The sequence below is a fragment of the Rhodococcus sp. NPDC057135 genome (assembly GCF_042670865.1).
In the GTDB taxonomy this organism is placed as follows: Bacteria; Actinomycetota; Actinomycetes; order Mycobacteriales; family Mycobacteriaceae; genus Rhodococcus_F.
The window spans coordinates 228,953-244,031 of the sequence record NZ_JBHUUU010000008.1 but is presented as its reverse complement, the minus strand read 5'-3'; the positions used below and the strand labels follow the sequence as shown (position 1 = coordinate 244,031).

Sequence of the window (15,079 nt, the reverse complement as noted above, 5' to 3'; positions counted from 1 at the left end):
GCGTGGCGGGCCCGCTGTCCGGTGTGCCACTGGCCTTCTCGTGGCTGACGGTCCTCCCGGTTCGTGGTCCCTCCGATATCGATCGCGCTGCCGGGCGTCGCGCCATCACCGCCGCTCCGCTGACCGGAATCGCTCTCGGCATTGCCGCGACGTTCCTACTCTGGGGCGCAACCAGCATCGGCCTCAATCCCTATCTCGCAGGCTTACTGACGGTCGGCGCACTCGCTCTCGGAACCCGCGGGATGCACGTGGACGGACTGGCAGACTCCGTCGACGGACTGGGTTGTTACGGTCCACCGGAGCGCGCCCGCGAGGTCATGCGCAGCGGTGGTGCCGGACCCTTCGGGGTCGCTGCACTGTTCATCTTCCTCGGTCTGCAATCGGTCTCCTTCGGCGTCCTTGCTGTTGCCGACTCCCCCCGGCAGTGGATCGCGGTCCTCGTAGCTGTCGCTGCGGGCCGAGTCTCCGTCGTTTTTGCCTGCCGCCGAGGCGTTCTCGCGTCGAGCCCGAGCGGATTCGGTGCGCTCGTCGCCGATTCGCAACCGCTGTGGGCCGCACTCGTATGGTCGGTTCCGCTGATCGCCGTTTCTGCCTTTGCCACCGACCGGTGGTGGCTCGGCCCTCTCGTCACCGCGTCGGCGCTGCTGATCAGTGTGCTGTGTGTGCGTCACTGCGTCCGGCGATTCGGCGGGCTCAACGGCGATGTTCTCGGATTCGCGCTCGAACTCACGGTGACGCTGACGGCCGTCGGCCTCACTCTCGGACTGTGATCTGACGTCGTGCGAGTCGGAGTCCTGGCGTACGAGGGTTGCCTGGCGGCCGAGATCTTCGTTTTCACGGATCTTCTGCTGATCGCCAATCGCGTCGCCGATGGAGCGTCCACCGACCCCTTCGAGGTATCGGTCATCGCCGCGTCCGGCTCGCCCGTCGTTGCGGCGGGCGGATTTTCGATCGGCGCACAGGAGGGGCATCACGACATCGATCACCTGGTGGTGCCGGGGTTCGAACTTGTACCGTCCGAAGATCCCGCGACGCGCTTGTCGCTGTGGGACAGAGAAATCGAGTTCATCCGTGCCTGCGAGGCGCGGGGCGTTCGTGTGTCGTCAGTCTGCGTCGGCGCATATCTGCTGGGCGAGGCCGGACTTCTCGACGGACGCCGCGCTACTACGTCGTGGCTGTACGGTGCCGACCTCGCGAGTCGATATCCCGATGCGACGGTTCGAACCGATTCGCTGATCGTCGATGACGACGGCGTCACCACCACTGCGGCGTTCACTGCAGCGCTCGACCTCGCCACAGCACTCGTGCGCGAGCATCTCGGCGACAAGATTGCGCGAACGACGGCAAGAATTACTCTGGCGCCGGAGAACCGAACCAGTCAATCTCCGTACGTTGTCGACTCGATGCTGCCCGTGAAGCACACACAGTTTGCCGAGGCCGTCGGAAGCTGGTTGGTCGAACGGATAGCGGAGCCATACGACTTGGATCAGCTGTCGGCTGCTTTTCGCGTCAGCACCCGAACTATGCTCCGGAAGTTCAAGGACGAAACCGGGGAATCGCCGCGCGCCTACCTACAGCGTGCACGGGTGCGAAAGGCCAAACGCCTGTTGGAATCAACCGATTGGTCACTCGGAAAGATCTTGGGACACATCGGTTATCAGGATCCTGGAACTTTCCGTCGACTGTTCGCCGACCGTGTCGGAATCAGCCCGGCCGACTATCGAAAGCGGTTCCGCGACGGCGGCACCGGATAAGTCGCGCGTGGCGAGCCCGCCCGCAAACGTGGCGAACCGCCCTCTTCTGTAGTTGATCCCGCACCGAAAGACTGTGCAGAGGAGAAACTTCGACCAATTGGGAGGGCCCAGCATGCCGAACCGAAGCATGACAAAAGATGATCCGCTCGAAGACTTCGACCGGCGAACCATCACGATCGACGCAGTGTCGAAGTCCGTGTACGTGGCTGGCACCGGACCCGCAGTAATTGTCATGCCGGAAATGCCGGGCATCAGCCCGCATGTTGCGCGATTCGCCCGCTGGGTGCGCGACGCCGGTTTCACGGTCTTTGTTCCGTCGCTGTTCGGCCTAGACGGCGCGGTGCCCACAGTGGACGAGGGAGTCTCCGTTTTCAAGAGAGCCTGCGTCAGCGCAGAGTTCCGCGCTCTCGCTGCCGACGAACCGAGTCCAGCGGTCCGTTGGCTGCGTTCACTCGCCGCTTCGGCCCACGAGGAGTGCGGTGGCCCTGGAGTCGGCGTGATCGGGATGTGCTTCACCGGTAACTTCGCGCTGTCGATGATGCTCGAACCCTCGGTCATTGCGTCGGTTCTCGCCCAACCGTCGTTACCGCTCGATCGACCAGGCGAAACCGACAGTGGGCCCGAAGAACTCGACGCTGTGCGCTCGCGGCTCGACGCCGAAGACCTCACGGTGCTTGCCTACCGCTTTCAAGGCGACCCGTTCTGCCGCGCACAGCGATTCGCGGCCTACAGGGCGGCCTTGGGCGAGCGCTTCGTCGGGAAGGTTCTGCCCGACGAAGCGGCCAACGCGGCAACGTCACCGTTCTTCGAACACGTCATTGCCAATCCACACAGCGTGGTGACAGCTCACCTCGTCGACGAGGCCGGATCACCCACCACCGTCGCACGAGACGAGATTCTGCAGTTCTTCCGTGAGCGGTTGCTCGCGGAACGAACCAGCGATCAGTGAAGCTTGGTCATCCAGCCGTGGGTGTCGGCGAAGGTACCGCGCTGGATACCCGTGAGGGTGTCGCGCAGTGCCATCGTCACTTCACCCGGCTCGCCGTCGGCGATGGTGAACTCGCCCTCGGCGGACTTGACTCGTCCGACAGGAGTGATGACTGCTGCTGTGCCGCAAGCGAAGACCTCGGTGATTTCACCGCTCTTGCACTTGGTGCGCCATTCGTCGGTGCTGATCTTGCGCTCTTCGACGGAGAAGCCGGAATCGGCGGCGAGCGCGAGCAGCGAGTTGCGCGTGATGCCGGGCAGCAACGATCCGGACAGCGACGGCGTCACGAGGCGAGCGTCGGGACCGGAGCCGAAGACGAAGAACAGGTTCATTCCACCCATTTCCTCGACGTACGTGCGCTCGATGGCGTCGAGCCACACCACCTGGTCGCAACCCTCGTCGGCGGCTTGCGCCTGGGCGAGGAGTGAAGCGGCGTAGTTGCCGGCGAACTTGGCCGCGCCGGTACCGCCGGGGGCCGCGCGAACGTATTCGGTGGACAGCCACACGCTGACCGGCTTGACGCCACGAGGGAAGTACGCGCCGGCGGGCGATGCGATCAGCAGGTAGCGGTACTCGTTGGCGGGACGGACACCGAGGCCGGCTTCGGTGGAGAACATGAACGGACGGAGGTAGAGCGCGTCCTCGCCGCCGGCAGCGGGAACCCAGTCGAGATCGACGTCGATCAGTTCGGTGATGGAATCGACGAACATCTGTGCCGGCAGTTCCGGCATCGCCAGACGGCGCGCAGATGCTGCGAAACGCTCGGCGTTGGCCTCGACGCGGAACGAACTGATCTCGCCACCCGGCTGACGGTATGCCTTGAGGCCCTCGAAGATGGCCTGTCCGTAGTGCAAAACCATTGCGGCCGGATCGAGCTCGATGTTTCCGTACGGCAACACCTGGGCGTCGTGCCAGCCCTTGCCCGCGGTGTAGTCGATCGAGACCATGTGGTCGGTGAAGTGCCGCCCGAAGCCGGGCGCCGCCAAAATGTCACGGCGCTCGGCGTCGGACTTCGGGGACGAGCTCTGAACACGAACGAAATCGGCGGCACCTGTCATGGGCGCAATCCTATCGAACGTGAAAAAGCTCTCTACTTGGTGTTGGTCTCCACGAACGGAGGAGACACCACGACGCACCGAAGAGCACGACCACGGACGTCGACTTCGATCTCGTCACCGGCTGCGATATTGGCGCCGGAATCCAGGAGCGCCAACGCAATTCCCACTTTGAGCGACGGTGAGAACGTCCCCGAGGTGGTCTCGCCGATTGCCTCGCCGTCACGCAGAACACCGAGGCCGGCCCGCAGCACACCGCGGTCGAGAGCCTTGATCCCCCAGAGTTTGCGGGCCGGACCGGCGGCCTTCTCGTCGGTCAGGGTCTCTTTGCCCCAGAATGTCGGCTTCTTCCAACCGATCGCCCATCCGCAGCGCGCTTCGAGCGGGGAAATCTCGAGCGAAAGCTCGTGCCCGTGCAGCGGATAGCCCATCTCGGTACGAAGAGTGTCGCGGGCTCCGAGCCCGGCGGCCTGCCCACCCTCGGCGCGGACTGCCTCGAGAAGCGCGCGGAACAACGGCTCACTGTCCTCCCACCGCGGCAGGAGTTCGTAGCCGACCTCACCGGTGTAACCGCTGCGGCACACACGAACAGGCACCCCGTTCCATTCCGCATCTTCGTACGCCATGTACTCGATCTCGGTGGGAAGCCCGAGAGCCGTCAGAACCGCCACCGATTTAGGACCCTGCACCGCCAGCACACCGTAGGCACGATGCTGATCCTCGATGGTGATTCCGTCCGGTGCTACAGCGACCAGAGCCGCAACAACGTCCGCGGTATTGGCTGCGTTCGGGACGAGGAAGATCTCGTCGTCGCTGACGTAGTACGCGATGAGGTCGTCGATGACGCCACCGGACTCGTTGCAGCACAACGTGTACTGAGCCTTACCCGGTCCGATCTTGTTCAGATCGTTGGTGAGTGCGGAGTTCACGAATTCCGCGGCGCCCGCCCCACGCACGACGGCCTTGCCGAGGTGACTGACGTCGAAGAGTCCGACATTCTCACGCACAGAGGTGTGTTCGGCCACGACGCCCGCATACGAAACCGGCATCTGCCACCCCCCGAACGGCGCGAACGTCGCGCCGAGTTCGACGTGGACGGGGTGGATCGGGCCCTGCAACAGTTGTTCGTCGGTCATGGCCCACAACCTATCGGACTTCGCCGATCGAAACATGTCCGCAGTGAGAGCTCACCTGGCCGTGACGATCGCCCGTCCGCAAACTGCAAAGGGCCTAACATCGACTCAGGCGTCCGCCAGAACCGGACGCATCGCACACTCACCTCACAGGAGACACCTTGAGCACTCGCACAGCCCGATCGTTGGGACCCGACCTCGTTCTCGCCGGCACAGTCGCCAAGCGCGCAGAGATATTGGTCGTCGGTCTGACGTCGGGTCCGGACGGCCCCGAAATCGCACTCAGCGAAGGCATCGTCGCCGAAGACGTGCTCGCCGAGATCCTCGACAGCCTCATCGCCGTCGGCGCCACGGGCAAGCCCGAGCAGCTCACTCGTGTCCCGGCACCGAGCGAACTGTCGGTCACCAGCGTCCTCGCCGTCGGACTCGGCTCCGCCGACAAGCTCGGCAGTGAGCAGATCCGCAAGTCCGCCGGCGCCGCAGCTCGCTCGCTGTCCGGCATCGACACCGTCGCAACCACGCTCTCGATCCTCGATCTCGGTGCAACCGCCGAGGGATTTGCGTTGGGCGCGTACAGCTTCACCGAATTCAAGTCGTCCATGACGGCTCCCGGACCTGATTCGCAGCCACTCGCGCGCGTCGAACTTCTGGTGCCGTCGCCGCGCGCCAAGGAAACCAAGGCAACGTTGGCACGGTCGGCTGCCATCGCCGAGGCCGTCGCCACCGCACGCGAGTTCGTCAACACTCCCCCGAGCCACCTCTACCCTGCCGAGTTCGCCGCGCGTGCCAAGGCACTGGGCGTCGAGGCCGGGCTCAGCGTCCAGGTTCTCGACGAGAAGGCACTCGAGAAGGGTGGCTACGGCGGAATCATCGGCGTCGGCAAGGGCTCGTCACGCCAGCCGCGTCTCGTCCGCCTCGAATACGCGTCCAAGAAGCGTGGCGCCCGCAAGGTCGCACTGGTGGGTAAGGGCATCACCTTCGACACCGGCGGAATCTCCATCAAGCCCGCCGCCGGGATGGAGAACATGACCTCGGACATGGGCGGCGCCGCAGCCGTCATCTCCACCGTCGTGCTTGCCGCCAAGCTCGGCCTGCCCGTCAACGTCGTCGCATACGTACCGATGGCCGAGAACATGCCGTCGGCGACCGCGCAGCGTCCCGGCGACGTGTTGACCCAGTACGGCGGAATCACCATCGAGGTCGTCAACACGGACGCCGAGGGCCGTTTGATCCTTGCCGACGCGATGGTCCGCGCGGGTGAGGACAACCCCGACTACATGATCGACACCGCCACCCTGACCGGTGCGCAGATGGTGGCGCTCGGCAACCGCACGCCCGGCGTCATGGGCACGGACGAGTTCCGTGACCGCGTCGCATCCATCTCGCAGAGCGTCGGCGAGAACGGCTGGGCCATGCCGCTGCCCGAGGAACTGCGTGGAGATCTCGACTCCAAGGTCGCCGACATGGCCAATGTCACCCCGCACCGCTGGGGCGGCATGCTGGTCGCAGCTCATTACCTCAAGGAATTCGTTCCCGAGGGTGTCCAGTGGGCGCACATCGACGTCGCGGGTCCGGCGTACAACACGTCAGGACCGTGGGGTTACACCGGCAAGGGCGGCACCGGAGTTCCGGTACGCACGATGATCTCTGTCCTGGAGGACATTGCGGTCAACGGCTGACCCCTTGCTGTGCGCCTTTATTAACCCCCCGCGGTTAATAAAGGCGCACAGCAGTTCAGGCGCCGTCGCGCAATTCCTGCTCGCGCGCCCGCTTGCGTTCGATGCGCTTACGCTCGTCGTGATCACGCATACGCTGCGGATATCCCGTTTTTCGGACGTCGTAGACCGGGATCTTCAAATCCTGTCCCAATTTGCGGGCACCGCGTTCGCCGCCGACGCGACGACGAGTCCACTCCCCGTCCTTCGCGACGAGGACGACGGTCACCTCCGTCACCGTCGTCTGAGGTTCCACGTACGCCTCGACGCCCTCGTGTGAGTGCGCCCAGTTCGCCAGATGATCCGCATCACTTTGCGCTGCGGCCTGAGCCGCACTCGGCGGACGCTTGAAACGATCGAACAGTCCCACGGTCGTACTCTCCTCGGTACCGACGCCGCGGATGCACCCCGGCGATATGTCAAGTTTGCCAGGCGATGTCCGTTCTGCCTGCGCACGACATACCGTTTGGTCCGCTTACGACGTTACAGCCAGACCCCCGACGCATACCTACTCACCAGTAGCCGACACACCCGAAACGGACGGCATCCCCCTCATCGGACACGCCCGGCGTATCAATGGAAAGATGAACGACGGTGACGCCGCGCCCGCGCGTCGACATCGGCAAAATAGCTACAAGTAGCCGCACGTCGCGCGCCACTCGAGCACAATGCATTACGACCACAAGTCGACAAAATTCAACAACCCGAACACAACTGTCGAGGAGTCAAAAGACATGGCCTTCTCCGTCCAGATGCCAGCCCTAGGTGAGAGCGTCACCGAGGGAACTGTCACACGGTGGCTCAAGCAGGAAGGAGACACGGTCGAAGTCGACGAACCCTTGCTCGAAGTCTCCACGGACAAGGTCGACACCGAGATTCCGTCTCCCGTCGCCGGCGTCCTGACCAAGATCGTCGCGCAGGAAGACGACACCGTGGAAATCGGTGGCGAGCTCGCCCAGATCGGTGAAGCCGGCGAAGCCGCAGCTCCCGCGGCAGAGGCACCCGCCCCGGCCGCAGAAGAAGCTCCCGCCGAGGAAACTCCGGCTGCCGAGGCACCCGTCGAGGAAGCTCCCGCCGCCGAGGCACCCGCTGCTTCCGGCGGTTCCGCTGAAGGTACCGCCGTGACGATGCCCGCCCTCGGCGAGTCCGTCACCGAAGGCACCGTCACCCGCTGGCTCAAGGCCGTCGGCGACGAAGTTGCCGTCGACGAGGCGCTGCTCGAAGTCTCGACCGACAAGGTCGACACCGAAATCCCGTCGCCCGTCGCCGGAATCCTGCTCGAGATCAATGCGCAGGAAGACGACACCGTCGAGATCGGTGGCCAGCTGGCCGTCGTCGGATCCGGCGCACCCGCCGCGGCTCCGGCACCCAAGGCTGCTCCCGCCGCGCCCGCAGCACCGCCCGCTCCCAAGGCCGAGGCCCCGAAGGCCGAAGCACCCAAGGCTGAGGCCCCGAAGGCTGAGGCACCCAAGCCTGCGGCCGCACCCGCACCGAAGCCCGCTGCGGCTCCCGCACCGGCGGCTGCACCCGCAGCTTCGGGTGACAGCAGCCCGTACGTCACCCCGCTCGTGCGCAAGCTCGCAACGGACAACGGCGTCGACCTCGCCACCGTCACCGGCACCGGCGTCGGCGGCCGCATCCGCAAGCAGGATGTGCTCGCCGCTGCGGAGGCCAAGAAGGCACCCGCAGCAGCTGCTCCTGCTGCTGCAGCTCCCGCATCCGCACCGGCTGCCTCCGCAGCTGCAGGCGTCCGACCGGAACTGGCACACCTGCGCGGAACCACGCAGAAGGCCAACCGTATTCGGCAGATCACGGCCACCAAGACGCGCGAGTCGCTGCAGAACACCGCTCAGCTCACGCAGACCTTCGAGGTCGACGTCACCAAGATCGTCGCCCTGCGGGCCCGCGCCAAGGCCGGCTTCATCGAGCGCGAAGGCGTCAACCTGACGTTCCTCCCGTTCTTCGCCAAGGCAGTCGTCGAGGCACTGAAGTCGCACCCGAACATCAACGCCAGCTACGACGAAGCTGCCAAGCAGATCACCTACTACGACGCCGAGCACCTCGGCATCGCAGTGGACACCGATCAGGGCTTGCTCTCCCCCGTCATCCACAACGCCGGCGATCTCGGCCTGGCCGGCTTGGCCCGCGCCATCGCCGACATTGCCAAGCGTGCACGCTCGGGTGGCCTGAAGCCGGACGAGCTCTCGGGTGGCACCTTCACCATCACCAACATCGGCAGCCAGGGCGCGCTGTTCGACACCCCGATCCTGGTACCGCCGCAGGCGGCCATGCTCGGAACCGGCGCTATTGTCAAGCGTCCGATGGTGGTCACCGACGAGAACGGCAACGAGTCCATCGGCGTTCGTTCGATGATCTACTTGCCGCTGACCTACGATCACCGTCTCGTCGACGGCGCCGACGCCGGCCGATTCCTCACCACTGTGAAGCAGCGGTTGGAAGAAGCCTCGTTCGAAGCTGATCTGGGCCTGTAAGCAACTGCTCTTCCAGCCGGGGCGTCATCTCCATCAGGAGGTGGCGCCCCGGCTTTTTCAGTACGGTCGGATAGATAGGGTCGGATACCGAAGCAGTCTGAATCGAAGGAGGCTTTCCGAATGCGAGTAGTCATCGCCGGCTCGTCCGGTTTGATCGGAACGGCCTTGGTGTCATCGTTGCGCTCCGACAACCACGACGTGGTGCGTCTGGTTCGACGGTCGACCGCTGGACCCGACGAATCGCGTTGGGACCCGGACCACGACCGTCTGGACCTCTCCGTCCTGCAAGGCGCTGACGCCGTCGTGAACCTTTGTGGTGTCGGCATCGGCGACAAACGGTGGTCGGGTTCCTACAAGCAAGCGATCCGTGACAGCCGCATAGTTGCCACCGATGTCTTGGCCGAAGCTGTCGCGAGCCAGAAGGTTCCCGTCCTCGCCAACGCCAGCGCCGTCGGCTATTACGGCGACACCGGCGACAAGATCGTCGACGAGGATTCGCCGGCAGGCACCGACTTTCTCGCCACGACGTGTCGAGACTGGGAGCTTGCCACCGAGCCCGCGCGCAGGGCGGGTGCTCGCGTCGTCAATCTGCGCTCCGGCGTCGTGATTTCACCCCACGGCGGCATGCTCGGTCGACTGCGGCGAATCTATTCGTTCGGCCTCGGTGGGCGACTGGGCAACGGTCGTCAGTACTTTCCGTGGATCTCACTCGAAGACGAGTGCAACGCGATCAAGTTCGCACTCACCAATCCCGAACTCTCCGGCCCCGTCAACCTGACCGGTCCGGCGCCTGTCACCAACGCCCAGTTCAACGACGCCATGTCCCGCGCAGTTCACCGCCCGGCGCCGTGGATCGTGCCCGGGTTCGCCCTCGAAGCCTTGATCGGCGAATTCGCCAAGAGCGGCATCCTCGGTGGCCAGCGCGCCATTCCCGCAGCTTTGGAAAAGGCGGGATTCTCCTTCCGCCACAACACAATCGGCGAAGCGCTGGCGGCCGCACTGGGTTGAGTCCGAAGTCGGGCGTAATCTCTACTTCCATGAGCAGCGCTGCCGTCTCCGCCCGGTTCTCGAAACTGCCGATCGCCGTCGAGCAACTCGGATCGATCGACTACAACGCCGCGTGGGACCGTCAGCGTGAGCTCGCAGCAACGCGGGCAGACGACATCGGGCCGGACACGCTCCTACTCCTCGAACATCCCCCTGTGTACACGGCTGGGCGACGCACGGAACCGGAAGATCGACCCGTCGACGGCACACCGGTCATCGATGTCGACCGCGGCGGGAAGATCACCTGGCACGGCCCCGGTCAACTGGTCGGGTATCCGATCGTGAAGTTGGCCGAGCCCATCGACGTGGTGCGATACGTACGACGCATCGAGGAAGCGCTGATCACGGTGTGCACGGACCTCGGCCTGAACTGCGGGCGGATCGACGGCCGCTCGGGTGTGTGGCTGCCTGCCGAACTCGCCAACGGGCAATGGAAGCCCGAACGCAAGGTGTCAGCCATCGGCGTTCGCGTTCAACGTGGTGTCGCGCTGCACGGTTTCGCCCTGAACTGCAATTCGGTGCTGACCGGATTCGACAACATCATTCCCTGCGGAATCCGTGACGCGGGAGTGACGACGCTGTCACACGAACTCGGTCGCGACGTCACAGTGGACGAGGTCACTCCCGCCGTCACCACGGCCGTGATCGCTGCTCTCGACGGAACCATGCCCGTCACCGAACGCAACGTCGAGCGCGTCACCTTCGAAAGCGCCTCGCCTACTCCGACTTTTACTACCGTTCAGTACAGCTGACGGGCTCGCCCGAACCCCGTTGCAGTAATCACCGGGCGTAGGATCACTGTCGTGACTATCGCCCCAGAAGGACGTAAGCTGCTCCGTCTCGAGATCCGAAACGCGGAGACGCCCATCGAACGCAAACCCAACTGGATCAAGACCCGAGCAAAGATGGGCCCCGAGTACTCGGAGCTCAAGGGCCTGGTCAAGCGTGAAGGTTTGCACACCGTCTGCGAGGAAGCGGGCTGCCCCAACATCTACGAATGCTGGGAAGACCGCGAAGCCACCTTCCTGATCGGCGGCGAGCAGTGCACACGCCGCTGTGACTTCTGCCAGATCGACACCGGCAAGCCCGAAGCCCTCGACCGCGACGAGCCCCGTCGCGTCGCCGAAAGCGTTCAGGCCATGGGACTTCGGTACTCCACGATCACCGGCGTCGCCCGCGACGACCTCCCCGACGGCGGCGCCTGGCTCTACGCCGAAACCGTCCGCAAGATCCACGAACTCAACCCGGGCACCGGCGTCGAAAACCTGGTTCCCGACTTCAACGGCAAGCCCGAACTGCTCGACGAGGTCTTCGCCTCTCGTCCCGAGGTGCTCGCACACAACCTCGAGACCGTTCCCCGCATCTTCAAGCGGATCCGTCCCGCTTTCCGGTACCAGCGCAGCCTCGACGTCATCACTGCGGCACGCGAGTACGGACTGGTCACCAAATCCAACCTGATCCTCGGCATGGGCGAAACCCCGGAAGAAGTCACCGAGGCGATGGCAGATCTCCACGCCGCCGGCTGCGACATCCTCACCATCACCCAGTACCTGCGCCCCTCACCTCGGCACCACCCCGTCGAGCGGTGGGTCAAGCCCGAGGAGTTCGTCGCACACTCGAAGGCTGCAGAAGAGATGGGCTTCGCCGGCGTCATGGCCGGTCCGTTGGTTCGCTCGTCGTACCGTGCCGGCCGCCTGTATGCGCAGGCCATGGCACATCACGGCCGTGAACTTCCCGAGGCGCAGCGTCATCTGACCGAGGGCGGCGACGCTTCCCAGGAAGCCAGCTCACTCATGGCGCGCCTGAATCGCTGATCCACTTTTTGCTGTGCGCCTTTATTAACCGCGGGCGGTTAGTAAAGGCGCACAGCAATGGACGTATCCTGGGTACATGGCGAACGGCAGCAAATCCGGTAAGGGCAAACCCACCAAAGAGGCAAAGGCTGCAGCGAAGGCTGCCCGCAAGCAGGCTTCCAAGGAACGCAGAACTCAGCTCTGGCAGGCGTTCCAGATGCAGCGCAAGGACGACAAGCTCCTTCTGCCGCTGATGATCGGCACCCTGGTGGGTGCGGCCCTGGTCTTCTTCCTGGTCGGTCTCATCTGGGGCCTTCAGTGGTTCCTGCTGCCGATCGGCATCGTTCTCGGCCTCCTCGGCGCCTTCATCATCTTCGGTCGTCGCGTCCAGAAATCGGTGTACAAGAAGGCTGAGGGCCAGGCCGGCGCCGCCGCGTGGGCACTCGACAACATGCAGGGCGCGTGGCGCGTCACGAACGCCGTCGCCGGCACCACCCAGCTCGACGCCGTTCACCGCGTTGTCGGACGACCAGGTGTCATCCTCGTCGCAGAGGGTTCGCCGCAACGCGTCAAGGGCCTCCTCGCGCAGGAGAAGAAGAAGACTGCGCGCCTCATCGGTGACACCCCGATCTACGACATCATCATCGGAAACGACGAAGGCCAGGTTCCGCTTTCGCAGCTCCAGCGTTACCTGAACAAGCTGCCGCGCAACATCGACACCAAGCGCATGGACAACATCGAAGGCCGACTCGCTGCGCTCAGCGCACGCGGCGGCGGCGCGGCGCTTCCCAAGGGCCCGATGCCCGGAGGCGCGAAGATGAAGGGAATGCAGCGAACCATTCGTCGTCGCTGACACTCCCCCACAGCAAAACGAAAGACCCGGGCCCAATACGGACCCGGGTCTTTCTTCGTTCGAGAAGTTCGTGTCAGCGCGACTTCACGAGCAAAGTGCCGGTCGCGCGGTCCTGAATGCCGCGACCGTCGATGTCGGTGATCGTCGCGGGAATCACGAACACGAGAAGTGCCTGACGCCCGAGCGCGCGCACCAAGCCCACCCGGATCGGGCCTTCGATTCGCGCAACCTGAAGTCCGAGAACGAATTGCCCCGGTGTGAAGTTGAACAGCGCCACAGTGACGACGCCGACGGCGAACCACACCATCAACGTGATCGTGGAGGTCATACCGTCGAAGAAGTCGCCGGTGATGAGCGAGGCCACTCCCACGGCCATAACCCAATCCACCAACAGTGCGGCGATACGACGGCCCGAACCGACCAAAGATCCGGGGCCCTCCTGAGGGAAGCCGAGGAACTCGCCGCGATAAGACTGCTCACGACCGTCCGCATTCTTCGGCAAAGCTGCTTCAGGCCCAGAGAGCCAAGTTCCGGTGATTCGTGCCATGCTGTCCAGGATAGGCGTCGCAGCACCGTAGTCCAGATTTGCCGGGTTTTAACTGTGTGGCCGGTCACATGGACTTCGGAAATCCCCAGGATGCTGCGACGCGTAACACTGCCGAAACAAGGGGTTGACGAGCGGGCAACACCAGCTCCCTACCGTCTGCCTCGACGGATTCAACCGACATCACTTGGCTGAAGCGACTTAAGGAGCACAAGCGTGGCGTTCACCACGGCCGAAGAGGTCATCAAGTACATCGCGGACGAGAACATCGAGTACGTCGACATTCGGTTCAGCGACCTGCCCGGCGTCCAGCAGCACTTCTCGATCCCGGCGTCTGCTTTCAACCAGGACGTGTTCGAGGACGGCCTCGCGTTCGACGGATCTTCGGTCCGCGGATTCCAGTCGATCCACGAGTCCGACATGATGTTGCTTCCCGACGTCACCACGGCGCAGATCGATCCCTTCCGCAAGGCGAAGACCCTCAACATCAACTTCTTCGTGCACGACCCGTTCACCCGTGAGTCCTACAGCCGCGACCCGCGTAACGTTGCCCGCAAGGCCGAGGAGTACTTGGTCAGCACCGGCATCGCGGACACCGCATTCTTCGGCGCCGAGGCCGAGTTCTACATCTTCGACTCGGTTCGCTACGACTCCGGCATGAACTCCGCTTTCTACGAGCTGGATTCCATCTCCGGTTCCTGGAACACCGGCGCAGAGACCAACGCCGACGGCTCCCCGAACCTCGGATACAAGGTTCGCGCCAAGGGCGGCTACTTCCCCGTCGCTCCGTACGACCACTACGTGGACCTGCGCGACGAAATCTCCACCAACCTGACCAACGCGGGCTTCGAGCTCGAGCGCGGCCACCACGAGGTCGGCACCGGCGGACAGCAGGAGATCAACTACAAGTTCAACACGCTGCTCGCAGCGGCCGACGACCTGCAGCTGTTCAAGTACATCGTCAAGAACACCTGCTGGCAGCACGGCAAGTCCGCCACCTTCATGCCGAAGCCGCTCTTCGGTGACAACGGTTCGGGCATGCACGTCCACCAGTCCCTGTGGAAGGACGGCAAGCCCCTCTTCCACGACGAGTCCGGCTATGCGGGCCTCTCGGACATGGCTCGCCACTACATCGGCGGCATCCTGCACCACGCTCCGTCGCTGTTGGCCTTCACCAACCCGACGATCAACTCGTACCACCGTCTGGTGCCGGGCTACGAAGCTCCCATCAACCTCGTGTACAGCCAGCGCAACCGCTCGGCAGCTGTCCGTATCCCGATCACGGGCAACAACCCGAAGGCAAAGCGTCTCGAGTTCCGCGCACCCGACTCCTCGGGTAACCCGTACCTCAACTTCGCTGCACAGATGATGGCCGGCCTGGACGGCATCAAGAACAAGATCGAGCCAATGGCTCCGGTCGACAAGGACCTCTACGAGCTTCCCCCGGAGGAGGCTCGCAACATCCCGCAGGCTCCGACCAGCCTCGAGACGGTCATCAACCGCCTCGAAGCCGATCACGAGTACCTGACCGAGGGTGGCGTCTTCACCACCGACCTGATCGAGACCTGGATCTCGCTCAAGCGTGAGCAGGAAATCGCTCCGGTCAACCTGCGTCCGCACCCGTACGAGTTCGAGCTCTACTACGACGTGTGAGCCGCTTGACCCTCTGACCAGCACCGCAAGGAAAACACTCCTTCGGCACGCA

At 64.2% G+C, this 15,079-nt stretch carries 14 protein-coding genes; 10 read left to right on the top strand and 4 right to left on the bottom strand.

Features of this window, described 5'->3' with window-relative positions; all coding sequences use genetic code 11:
* The first annotated feature begins 2 nt into the window (after positions 1 to 2).
* From ACFT1A_RS17510 to ACFT1A_RS17500, 3 genes are all read left to right on the top strand, one after another.
* Entirely contained in the window at positions 3 to 770 is a 768-nt protein-coding gene (locus ACFT1A_RS17510) for an adenosylcobinamide-GDP ribazoletransferase (protein ID WP_378447995.1), read from the top strand.
* A 9-nt stretch (positions 771 to 779) separates the two neighbouring features.
* Positions 780 to 1,754 (top strand): GlxA family transcriptional regulator, encoded by a 975-nt coding sequence (locus tag ACFT1A_RS17505; protein WP_378447994.1) that lies wholly within the window; start codon positions 780 to 782, stop codon positions 1,752 to 1,754.
* 112 nt (positions 1,755 to 1,866) lie between these two features.
* On the top strand, positions 1,867 to 2,703 hold the full coding sequence (locus tag ACFT1A_RS17500) for a dienelactone hydrolase family protein (protein ID WP_378447993.1): 837 nt from the start codon (positions 1,867 to 1,869) through the stop codon (positions 2,701 to 2,703).
* Here ACFT1A_RS17500 and ACFT1A_RS17495 read toward each other — a convergent pair.
* Together ACFT1A_RS17495 and gcvT are read right to left on the bottom strand one after the other, a co-directional pair.
* On the bottom strand, positions 2,697 to 3,800 hold the full coding sequence (locus ACFT1A_RS17495) for a branched-chain amino acid aminotransferase (protein WP_378447992.1): 1,104 nt from the start codon (positions 3,798 to 3,800) through the stop codon (positions 2,697 to 2,699). The genes ACFT1A_RS17500 and ACFT1A_RS17495 overlap by 7 nt on opposite strands.
* 32 nt (positions 3,801 to 3,832) lie before the next feature.
* A complete protein-coding gene (gene gcvT / locus ACFT1A_RS17490) occupies positions 3,833 to 4,933 on the bottom strand; it encodes a glycine cleavage system aminomethyltransferase GcvT (RefSeq protein WP_378447991.1) in 1,101 nt (366 codons plus the stop codon).
* 158 nt (positions 4,934 to 5,091) lie between these two features.
* Between gcvT and ACFT1A_RS17485 the strand changes: the two genes are divergently transcribed.
* Positions 5,092 to 6,609: a leucyl aminopeptidase gene (locus ACFT1A_RS17485; protein WP_378447990.1), complete on the top strand. Its 1,518-nt coding sequence runs from the start codon at positions 5,092 to 5,094 to the stop codon at positions 6,607 to 6,609.
* Positions 6,610 to 6,664: 55 nt separating this feature from the next.
* Here the strand turns inward: ACFT1A_RS17485 and ACFT1A_RS17480 are convergent, their stop codons facing one another.
* Positions 6,665 to 7,015: a hypothetical protein gene (locus ACFT1A_RS17480; RefSeq protein ID WP_003941713.1), complete on the bottom strand. Its 351-nt coding sequence runs from the start codon at positions 7,013 to 7,015 to the stop codon at positions 6,665 to 6,667.
* A gap of 364 nt (positions 7,016 to 7,379) precedes the next feature.
* Here ACFT1A_RS17480 and sucB point away from each other — a divergent pair, with 364 nt between their 5' ends.
* From sucB to ACFT1A_RS17455, 5 genes are all read left to right on the top strand, one after another.
* Complete coding sequence (gene sucB / locus ACFT1A_RS17475) at positions 7,380 to 9,137, top strand: 2-oxoglutarate dehydrogenase, E2 component, dihydrolipoamide succinyltransferase (protein WP_378447989.1); 1,758 nt, start codon at positions 7,380 to 7,382, stop codon at positions 9,135 to 9,137.
* 120 nt (positions 9,138 to 9,257) lie between these two features.
* Positions 9,258 to 10,145: a TIGR01777 family oxidoreductase gene (locus tag ACFT1A_RS17470; protein WP_378447988.1), complete on the top strand. Its 888-nt coding sequence runs from the start codon at positions 9,258 to 9,260 to the stop codon at positions 10,143 to 10,145.
* A 29-nt stretch (positions 10,146 to 10,174) separates the two neighbouring features.
* A complete protein-coding gene (lipB, locus tag ACFT1A_RS17465) occupies positions 10,175 to 10,936 on the top strand; it encodes a lipoyl(octanoyl) transferase LipB (RefSeq protein WP_378447987.1) in 762 nt (253 codons plus the stop codon).
* 51 nt (positions 10,937 to 10,987) lie between these two features.
* The gene (gene lipA / locus ACFT1A_RS17460) at positions 10,988 to 11,998 is read left to right on the top strand and encodes a lipoyl synthase (protein ID WP_378447986.1); all 1,011 of its coding nucleotides are present in this window, start codon (positions 10,988 to 10,990) and stop codon (positions 11,996 to 11,998) included.
* 76 nt (positions 11,999 to 12,074) lie between these two features.
* Positions 12,075 to 12,830: a DUF4191 domain-containing protein gene (locus ACFT1A_RS17455; RefSeq protein ID WP_003941625.1), complete on the top strand. Its 756-nt coding sequence runs from the start codon at positions 12,075 to 12,077 to the stop codon at positions 12,828 to 12,830.
* A 73-nt stretch (positions 12,831 to 12,903) separates the two neighbouring features.
* Here ACFT1A_RS17455 and ACFT1A_RS17450 read toward each other — a convergent pair whose 3' ends face one another.
* Positions 12,904 to 13,377 (bottom strand): RDD family protein, encoded by a 474-nt coding sequence (locus ACFT1A_RS17450; RefSeq protein WP_378447985.1) that lies wholly within the window; start codon positions 13,375 to 13,377, stop codon positions 12,904 to 12,906.
* A 213-nt stretch (positions 13,378 to 13,590) separates the two neighbouring features.
* On the opposite strand from ACFT1A_RS17450, the gene glnA reads away from it, so the two are divergent.
* The gene (gene glnA, locus ACFT1A_RS17445) at positions 13,591 to 15,027 is read left to right on the top strand and encodes a type I glutamate--ammonia ligase (protein WP_003941609.1); all 1,437 of its coding nucleotides are present in this window, start codon (positions 13,591 to 13,593) and stop codon (positions 15,025 to 15,027) included.
* The last annotated feature ends 52 nt before the right edge of the window (positions 15,028 to 15,079 follow it).

Coding starts and splice junctions, on each gene's coding strand:
- sucB (WP_378447989.1), top strand. CDS start 7,380: ATGGCCTTCTCCGTCCAGATGCCAGCCCTAGGTGAGAGCGTCACCGAG.
- ACFT1A_RS17455 (WP_003941625.1), top strand. CDS start 12,075: ATGGCGAACGGCAGCAAATCCGGTAAGGGCAAACCCACCAAAGAGGCA.
- lipB (WP_378447987.1), top strand. CDS start 10,175: ATGAGCAGCGCTGCCGTCTCCGCCCGGTTCTCGAAACTGCCGATCGCC.
- ACFT1A_RS17495 (WP_378447992.1), bottom strand. CDS start 3,800: ATGACAGGTGCCGCCGATTTCGTTCGTGTTCAGAGCTCGTCCCCGAAG.
- ACFT1A_RS17500 (WP_378447993.1), top strand. CDS start 1,867: ATGCCGAACCGAAGCATGACAAAAGATGATCCGCTCGAAGACTTCGAC.
- ACFT1A_RS17450 (WP_378447985.1), bottom strand. CDS start 13,377: ATGGCACGAATCACCGGAACTTGGCTCTCTGGGCCTGAAGCAGCTTTG.
- gcvT (WP_378447991.1), bottom strand. CDS start 4,933: ATGACCGACGAACAACTGTTGCAGGGCCCGATCCACCCCGTCCACGTC.
- ACFT1A_RS17470 (WP_378447988.1), top strand. CDS start 9,258: ATGCGAGTAGTCATCGCCGGCTCGTCCGGTTTGATCGGAACGGCCTTG.